Source organism: Rhodopirellula europaea 6C (assembly GCF_000338295.1).
GTDB classification, from domain to species: Bacteria; Planctomycetota; Planctomycetia; order Pirellulales; family Pirellulaceae; genus Rhodopirellula; species Rhodopirellula europaea.
Window position 1 is genome coordinate 21916 of record NZ_ANMO01000247.1, and the last position, 7451, is coordinate 29366.

General features: G+C 55.3%; 5 protein-coding genes. 3 read left to right on the forward strand and 2 right to left on the reverse strand.

The features are described 5' to 3' along the window. Positions 1 to 96: 96 nt before the first annotated feature. Positions 97 to 2976, reverse strand: coding sequence for a right-handed parallel beta-helix repeat-containing protein (locus RE6C_RS26310; protein WP_236618541.1), 2880 nt, complete (start codon positions 2974 to 2976; stop codon positions 97 to 99). Positions 2977 to 3461: 485 nt separating this feature from the next. On the opposite strand from RE6C_RS26310, the gene RE6C_RS26315 reads away from it, so the two are divergent. The 3 genes from RE6C_RS26315 to RE6C_RS26325 all read left to right on the forward strand — a co-directional run bounded on the left by RE6C_RS26315 (position 3462) and on the right by RE6C_RS26325 (position 5873). Continuing rightward, the gene (locus tag RE6C_RS26315) at positions 3462 to 4025 is read left to right on the forward strand and encodes an RDD family protein (protein ID WP_008661569.1); all 564 of its coding nucleotides are present in this window, start codon (positions 3462 to 3464) and stop codon (positions 4023 to 4025) included. Beyond that, positions 4022 to 4498 (forward strand): GNAT family N-acetyltransferase, encoded by a 477-nt coding sequence (locus RE6C_RS26320; RefSeq protein WP_008661570.1) that lies wholly within the window; start codon positions 4022 to 4024, stop codon positions 4496 to 4498. The genes RE6C_RS26315 and RE6C_RS26320 overlap by 4 nt, the downstream gene beginning before the upstream one ends. A gap of 205 nt (positions 4499 to 4703) precedes the next feature. Then, the gene (locus RE6C_RS26325; RefSeq protein WP_236618542.1) at positions 4704 to 5873 is read left to right on the forward strand and encodes a hypothetical protein; all 1170 of its coding nucleotides are present in this window, start codon (positions 4704 to 4706) and stop codon (positions 5871 to 5873) included. A 107-nt stretch (positions 5874 to 5980) separates the two neighbouring features. On the opposite strand, the gene RE6C_RS26330 is transcribed toward RE6C_RS26325, so the two are convergent. Further along, positions 5981 to 7381 carry a sulfatase family protein gene (locus RE6C_RS26330; RefSeq protein ID WP_039963516.1) on the reverse strand — a complete coding sequence of 467 codons (1401 nt, stop codon included), beginning with the start codon at positions 7379 to 7381 and terminating at the stop codon, positions 5981 to 5983. Positions 7382 to 7451: the final 70 nt, after the last annotated feature.

Consider the following 7451-nt stretch of genomic DNA (forward strand, 5'->3'; position numbering starts at 1 on the left):
TCACCAAAGGTGAGGGGAGGGCGGTGAAGGTGGGGGCGGGAAGGAGGGAGGTTGCTTGGTCGGACTTCAATCGTGGCGAGCGGCGAATGCACGAGCTCACCGCGTCAGAACTTGCAGTTCTTGAAAGGCAGTGTTCTCACCGCGTTGGGTGACGGGTTGGACTTTCCAAACGACCCATCGAAAACGTCCCAGCGATTGATCCTCTCGTGATCGCAACTCGACGGAGCAATACTTGCCGTGTTTCAGACCGGTTGTGTCAATCGTGGTCAGGGGAACGAATCTGGACCGATCTTCGACGTTCCATCCGGGGTCGGAATCCGACGTACTCGCATACAAAGTCAGCTTTTGCGGTCCACGCACACCGTTCAGGTTCGTTGACCAACTGAGGATGGAAGAAACTTCCGCGACGGTCCCCAAGTCCACTCGGTACGCCCCCGAGTTGACTCCATTTGCAAACACGGGACCGTATCCGTCCGCCAACTTGCCATCGAGGAGCGTTCCAATGGGTGCATCGCGAACGGAATGATTGGCTTCGACTTTGGCATCCGAACCGAGCGTCTCGTTGATTTCTCCTGCAGCGGCAGCGGACTCGAAGTTTTCAACGATCAACATCGGCATTTTCTCAACCGAAAGCTCGATCACACGTTGTTCCCGAACCACTTTCAGCTGCAACGTCGCATCACTCGCCCGTTGGTACTCCGTCAGCAACTCAGAAACCTTTCGCAACGGTTTCCCATTGAGTGCTTGGACAAGATCGCCGTTTTGCAAACCGGCCTCCGCGGCGAAGGTGGACGCAACGACGGCCGACAATGCCACGCCGCCGTCTTCCTTGGCAACGCCGTACGCCGAGAACTCCGCCCCTTTCAAGTCCGCCACTCTCGCCCCCAACCAATAGATCGGCTGAGGCCGCGTCACACGCCCGCTGTCCGATCGCGGTTTGTTGAGCGAGCTTTTGACCTCCAATTCCGGAATCACAGGCGTCGCCGCAATCTTCTTCAGCGAAGGCTTTTTCACTCCGAACTGATCCATCGGAAAGTTTTTGAAACCGATCGCCAACGCGGGTGAACCTGCTTCCACGCGAAAGTCTCCCTTCTCGGGATCGACGAATCTCGGATCCGCGACAATCGAATTCACATCCCAACCAAAACTGGCATAACGATCCTTCATGTCGGCAGCATTTGCGTAGTACAGGTTGCCGTCGACTCGTTTTCCCTTGGCGGTTTTCGTCGGCATTCGAGCACCTTGCGGCGCGGCCATGAAGATATTGCTGAAGACTTCATCACCGCTGTTGTTGTACCAAACGTGCGGGTGCAGTCCGTTGTTGATCGTGATGTTGTTCCACGCCCGACGACGAAAACCTTCTCGCAACTTCAACCCACCGGCCAACATCAAGTTGTTGGTGATGTCATAGTTCGACGATCCATCGTCCAGGTCGATGTCCCAACCATGATCGCAACGCCAGCGACTGTTTCGAATGACGGTCGTTTCCACGGCATCTAAGAATGGAAAGCCAGGCTCTTTGTCGATGACTTTCTGGCTGGCACCTCGGTCGCTGCTCCAGTAACGATCGCGTCCCCATGAATTGAACGAGCCGTGATCGTGCGTTTCTTGGACGGTGTCGAAGACATCACATCCTTCGATCAAGTGACCGCCCCAAGCTCCGTCGCCGATGTTGATGCCGGCCCGAGCGCAGTCGTAGATCGAGCAATCACGAACGGTGATGTGCTGCGCCATTTCGATCTGCACGCCGGCCGGTTGCCGTTCGACTCGTCCGATCCCGTGGATCAAGCAATCCTCGACAGTACAGTCCGCTGGGTAGTTGTTCGTTTTCGGTCCTGGCGTTCGATCGACCATTGCCAAATCGTTTTTGTGACCGTACTGAAACAACGGGTCTCGCACCGCGTTGGGGTCCCCGACAAAGCAAACGCCGCTGGCTCCCGCGTCGTGAATGTGGCACCCGTGAATGTGAGCCCGGCGGTTGTAGTTGCTGACAAAGATCGCATTGCCACCGACTTGATCAAACTCAGAATTCGCGATTTCGACGTTTTCGGTTCCGGTCAACACCACGGCACCGCCGCGGTAGATCGTCCAGTCCGATCGGAGCATCGGTTCCTTGGTTTCCATGAACGTTCGAGCGGAGTGCCGGAAGACAAAACCGTTCAACGCGATGTGCCGAACAGGTTTTTGCTCGGTGCCGTTGAACTCGATCAAGTGCCGCAACCGAACGACCTCGATTTTGGCCGTCTCTAAATCCAACGCTGGGCCGGGATAGAAATACAACGTGTTCGTTTTCGCGTTGTGATACCACTCGCCCGGTGCATCCAATTCTTCGAAGATGTTCTCGACCATCCGCTGGTCCTTGTGCATTCCCGAGGGTCGATTGTTTTGCCATCCGCCCTCGTAGTTCACATCGCCATCTGCATCCTTGCCGGTGATTTGATAGTGATACCCGCCCCAGCGTGCTCGATGCATCGCGTGGATGAATCCGCCAGTCGGATCGCTCCACTTTGTTGCACGTTCCTTTGAAAACGCATCCGCAGCATGACCTTGATACGCTTGCGTCTTCTTAGTCGGATCAAAATTGGGATAGCGAGCCATGCGTTGCATCCGGCCATCGACAAACAACTGATCGATCGCCAACCCCGGTTCCGTGCTGGCTTGCATGATGCCATCCCGAAACGGCTTCCAATTCAGTTCAAGTAGCGAACCGCCGCTCAGTATCGCTTGGCCTTCGTTTTCAGCACGATAGATCACCGGGTTCTCAGCCGATCCCGAATCGCTCGATTCGAACACCAACGTTCGAGGCAAATGGTACACACCATCGCCAACCTCAACCGTCACGGGTTGCTTGCCAACGACTGCCTTCACGATTTCCCGCGCGCGATCGATCGAGGCAACCGGCGCCGAGCGAGAACCGTTGTTGGAGTCATCACCTTGCACGTCGACATACACATCCAATGCGTTTGCCGACTGCATTCCCAATGTCATCCACATCAGCGTGCAGATAACACACGAAAGACGACACAACCGTGAAGACGCAACTCTGTTCCTCAGGCCGACGAATGACTCGTCAATGATCGCCGTCGTTTCCGAATGATTCCCAAGAACTGGCCAGGAGACTTGCGTTCGAGAGAAATGCATTGTGATTTTCAAAGAGAAAGAGTTCTGCCAAGCGGCCACAATGATCCAACTGTTGGAAAACTCCACGGGTCAATGCGGCGTGCCCGAAATGTTTTGCGACATCTAGGGACACGAAGCGGCCGCAAACACAACTTACCGGACTGGAATCAGACACCAGCATAACAACCGAACCCCGCGGTTTCTCCTGTCCAAGCCGCGCAATTGGACGCGTTCTGGTTGCCTCCGCCACGCCGATGTAGTCTCAACGAACGAAACTCGGCGAACGCTGCTCAGGCGATTTTCGTCCTCGCCACGTTCCAACCAAACCATATTGAAACCGGATGAAACACCTGCAAGTTGACCATTCGCTCGGCGAAGGCATCTACTTCTCGCAAGAATCCTATCCCGGTTTCATCCGTCGCTTGATCGCGATGGTGACTGATGGAGCGATTCTGATGTTCGTCGGCATCGCGATTTGGATCTTTCTGGCGCTGCTATTCTACGTCCTAGAGTCTCACCGAAGTCCAGAGGCGCTTCACTTTGTGATTTGGCTCACGATCGCTTGGGTCTACATGACGGAGATCAAACGTTCTCGGCTTCGCACGATCGGTTACCGATTGTCGGGCCTTCGAATCATTGACATACGTGGATCCCGGCCGTCACTGACGAGGATGACACTTCGACTATTGATGTGGACTTATGGCCCATTCAATTTCATTCTCGATCTGATTTGGTTGGGCGCTGACTCAGAGCGACAAACGCTGCGAGATTGCTACTGCGGCACCTACGTCGTCCGTGCCACCGCGCAACCGGAAGGCTCCGCACCAATGCACCTCACCCGATATTTCGCGGGCGGAATTGCACCGTCCTACCCACGCGTCGTCCGTCCCAGGAAGTTTGCATGAACGCTCTCTCGATCCGAGACCTGACCGTTCAAGACTCCTCCGCGGCCGTTGAATTGAACGAAGCTGTCGTCGCACTCACCAGTCCCATGGATGCCGAACGGTTCGCAACGCTGTACGAACTCAGCAATCTGAAACTCGCGGCGGAAGTCGACGAGCAGCTTGCCGGATTCCTGCTCGCGATGCCAGTCGGCGCGGCATACGACAACGGCAACTTCCAGTGGTTCTCCGAACGCCACGAAGACTTCGTTTACATTGACCGGGTCGTGGTATCAAAAGAGTTCCGTGGTCTTGGCGTTGGCCGCGCCCTGTACTTGCGAGCGTTTGATGATTCGAAGCGACTGGGGGCTTTGCATATCTGTGCGGAAATCGATTCAGAACCTGCCAATGACGCATCGCTCCACTTCCACAAGTCGACGGGTTTCATTCCCGTTGGCACTCGACAGCTGGACAGTGGAAAAACGGTCTCCATGTAAATTCGGTCGCTCGTCGAGTAACGTTTCTCAACCGAATGACCTCAGTATGATCGACCGCCTTCGCACTCGAGAGACCAACATGCCCACCCTTCGTTTCCTTCTCGCGTTCCTCTTGACTGGCGCGTCGTGGAATCTCCTTGCAGACGCCCGACCACTCGCGGCACAGAACGCCTCATCACTTCCGCCTGATGCTATGAAATCCCAAATGGATCAGGCATGGGCTGTCACCTGGGAAAGATTCTTTCAGGACGATGTGCAGACATTTGCTGACTACCTCAGCAGTTATGAACCAGGACAAGAATTGGCTCACCTGCCCACCGCCGAAGAAGTCATGCGTCAGTACCCCAATCCATGCGGCTACAGCACCGGAATGGAAGACGGCATGATCCTGGGCGGCGCCATGCTCAGCATCCTTGCGGACCGATACGAGGTGACCAACGAAGAGCCACTTCGTGAAAAAGCGAAGCAAGTGTTCCGCGGATTGCATCGCTGCGCCACCGTGCACGGCGTCCCCGGATTCCTTGCCCGAAATGTCTGTAACGAAGATCGCAAAAGCATTTATATCAATTCGTCTCGAGATCAATATACGCACGGAGTGCACGGACTTTGGAAGTACTATCGAAGTCCGCTTTCAGACGAAGCGACTCGATCCGAAATTCGCGAAGTTCTTGCGGCGGTTGCGGATCGCATGATTGAATTCGTGACGCCGGAAAACGACTTCGATTTTTGTCGCGCCGATGGAAAACGCTGTCCGCTGGGCATCTGCCGCATGTGGAATGTGCAGGCTCACGAAGCCGCTCGTTTGCCCATGATCTACGCCACCGCATGGGATGTCACTCAAGACGAAAAGTATCGTCAGCTGTGGCGACACTATGTCGCCGACGCGGTGAAGCAATCCGCTAACCCCGACAAGAACACGCCTGCGTATGCGATTTTGCAAATGCAATGCTCTCTCGAATTGCTGCATGAATTGGAGACCGATCCAAAGCTAAAAACAAGCATCCAATCCGTGATGCGTCATCTGGCAAGCATCGCAGAGGAGCGATCGGCACACGTCGCGGTCCAGCTCTCGCGCAAGACTTCCGAAGAGATGCGAATGCTCGGTCCCGATTGGCGTCAAGCGGAGCATTGGATCAACCAAAACGAATACGCCAATCCACAATGGGGAAAGTACCGCGAAGTATGGCACCTAACCCGAGAAGCGGGCGAAGCAGCCTTGGTCCCGCTGATGGTCGACGCACCGACGCTGAACACGGAACAAAAGCAACGACTGCAACATTTGATTCAGAACTTCGACTACTCGCACAACTCCAGTTGCGGGATCATTTATCACCAAGCCGCCTACTGGAAATCTCGCCTGACTGACAATCTCTGAATCAACGACCTTCGTCGGATGCCGGCCGCATTACACGCTATCACCAAATCGCCCAGCCCCGTTGCTCGTTTCGAATTCGTCCGGTTTTCCCAGGTTGGCAAACAAGATCAGTTGTCGCGAAGGCTGGAGAACAGCTTCGAATCCGGCGACTCAGGCAGCGAGGCTTTCCAGTCCGCCAACTGTTCCGACAGTTTCGAAACGGCATCGGGCTGCGTCTCCTTCAAGTCAGTCGACTCATAAGGATCGGACACGATGTCGTACAACTCGACGTAGCTCGAATCTTGGTTCGCCAACAGCTTCCATCGTTCATTCACCACGCAGTACGAAGCCCAGTGATGCGGACGAGATTTCTGGGCAGGCCAGCGTGCACCGTACTTCCAAAACAAAGGCTTGGTGCGTCCCGTTGACGATTGCCCCTGCAATGCCGAAACCTGGCTAACGCCGTCGGGTTGATACGCGGAAGGCAATTTGACGCCGGCGATTTCGCAGAATGTCGGCAACAAATCCACGGCGCTGATCATCGCTGAATCATTGGTTTCTCCCGCGGCGACTTTGCCCGGCCAACGCACGATGAACGGAACGTTGATGCCACCTTCAAACAACGACGCCTTGTAACCTTTTCGTCCTGCGGTGATTCCTTTGGCGGCACCAATGCCGAAACCCGCTCCGGTCGCGGTGTCGTAGCTCAACTCCAATTTAGCATTGGCTGAACCGCGAGCCGGCCCGTTGTCGGAACTAAAGATCACCAAGGTCTCTTCAGTCAAATTCAACCGATCCAAGGCGTCCAAGACTTCACCAATGCGATCGTCCGCGTGCGATAGCACTGCTGCATAGATTTCATCGGCTTCGCCCAGCCCACTGTTGCGAAAACGCCAGCGATACTTTGGAATCACATGGAATGGAGTGTGGGGTTCATGGACCCACAAGTTGACGAAGAACGGATCGCCTTCGGAATGAGCCGCTTCGATGAACTTGATCGTTTCATTGGCGTCCTCGTGGACTGGCATCTGCTCGCCCGAGCAATTGAACGCTCCGTATCGATCGTATCCGTATTCCGCGGGCGTGGGCGAATCCGGAATCATATCGTTGGACAGGTGCCACTTGCCAAAGTGAGCTGTTTTGTAGCCGCCGGATTGCAACAATCGAGGCAGCGTGACGGCGCTGGGATCCAACCAATCGGGCATGTTGCGTTTCGCGTTGCTGGGCACCCAAGCGAAGTGGCCGTCGATGTTGTGGCGAGCCGGGAATTGCCCCGTCATCACCGCCGTTCGACTGGGCGAACAAACTCCGCTGGCAACCGTGAATCGTTCAAAGTCCGTGCCCTCGCGTGCCAAGCGATCGATGTTGGGAGTTCGCACATACGGATGCCCATGACAAGACAGATCGCCCCAGCCCCAATCGTCAGCAAAGATAAAAAGGATATTGGGCTTTTCGCCGACCGATGATGTGACCGTGTTTTCTGCGGCGGCACAGCGAGATTCCGCCGCACCAGCCAAAACGAACAGCATCACCACTGTCGTCAGGCACACGTAGCGAACGCACTGCACAGAGAAGCTCTTTGTGAAGCTCTTTGTGAAG

Coding starts and splice junctions, on each gene's coding strand:
- RE6C_RS26330 (WP_039963516.1), bottom strand. CDS start 7,381: ATGCTGTTCGTTTTGGCTGGTGCGGCGGAATCTCGCTGTGCCGCCGCA.
- RE6C_RS26315 (WP_008661569.1), top strand. CDS start 3,462: ATGAAACACCTGCAAGTTGACCATTCGCTCGGCGAAGGCATCTACTTC.
- RE6C_RS26310 (WP_236618541.1), bottom strand. CDS start 2,976: ATGCAGTCGGCAAACGCATTGGATGTGTATGTCGACGTGCAAGGTGAT.
- RE6C_RS26320 (WP_008661570.1), top strand. CDS start 4,022: ATGAACGCTCTCTCGATCCGAGACCTGACCGTTCAAGACTCCTCCGCG.
- RE6C_RS26325 (WP_236618542.1), top strand. CDS start 4,704: ATGGATCAGGCATGGGCTGTCACCTGGGAAAGATTCTTTCAGGACGAT.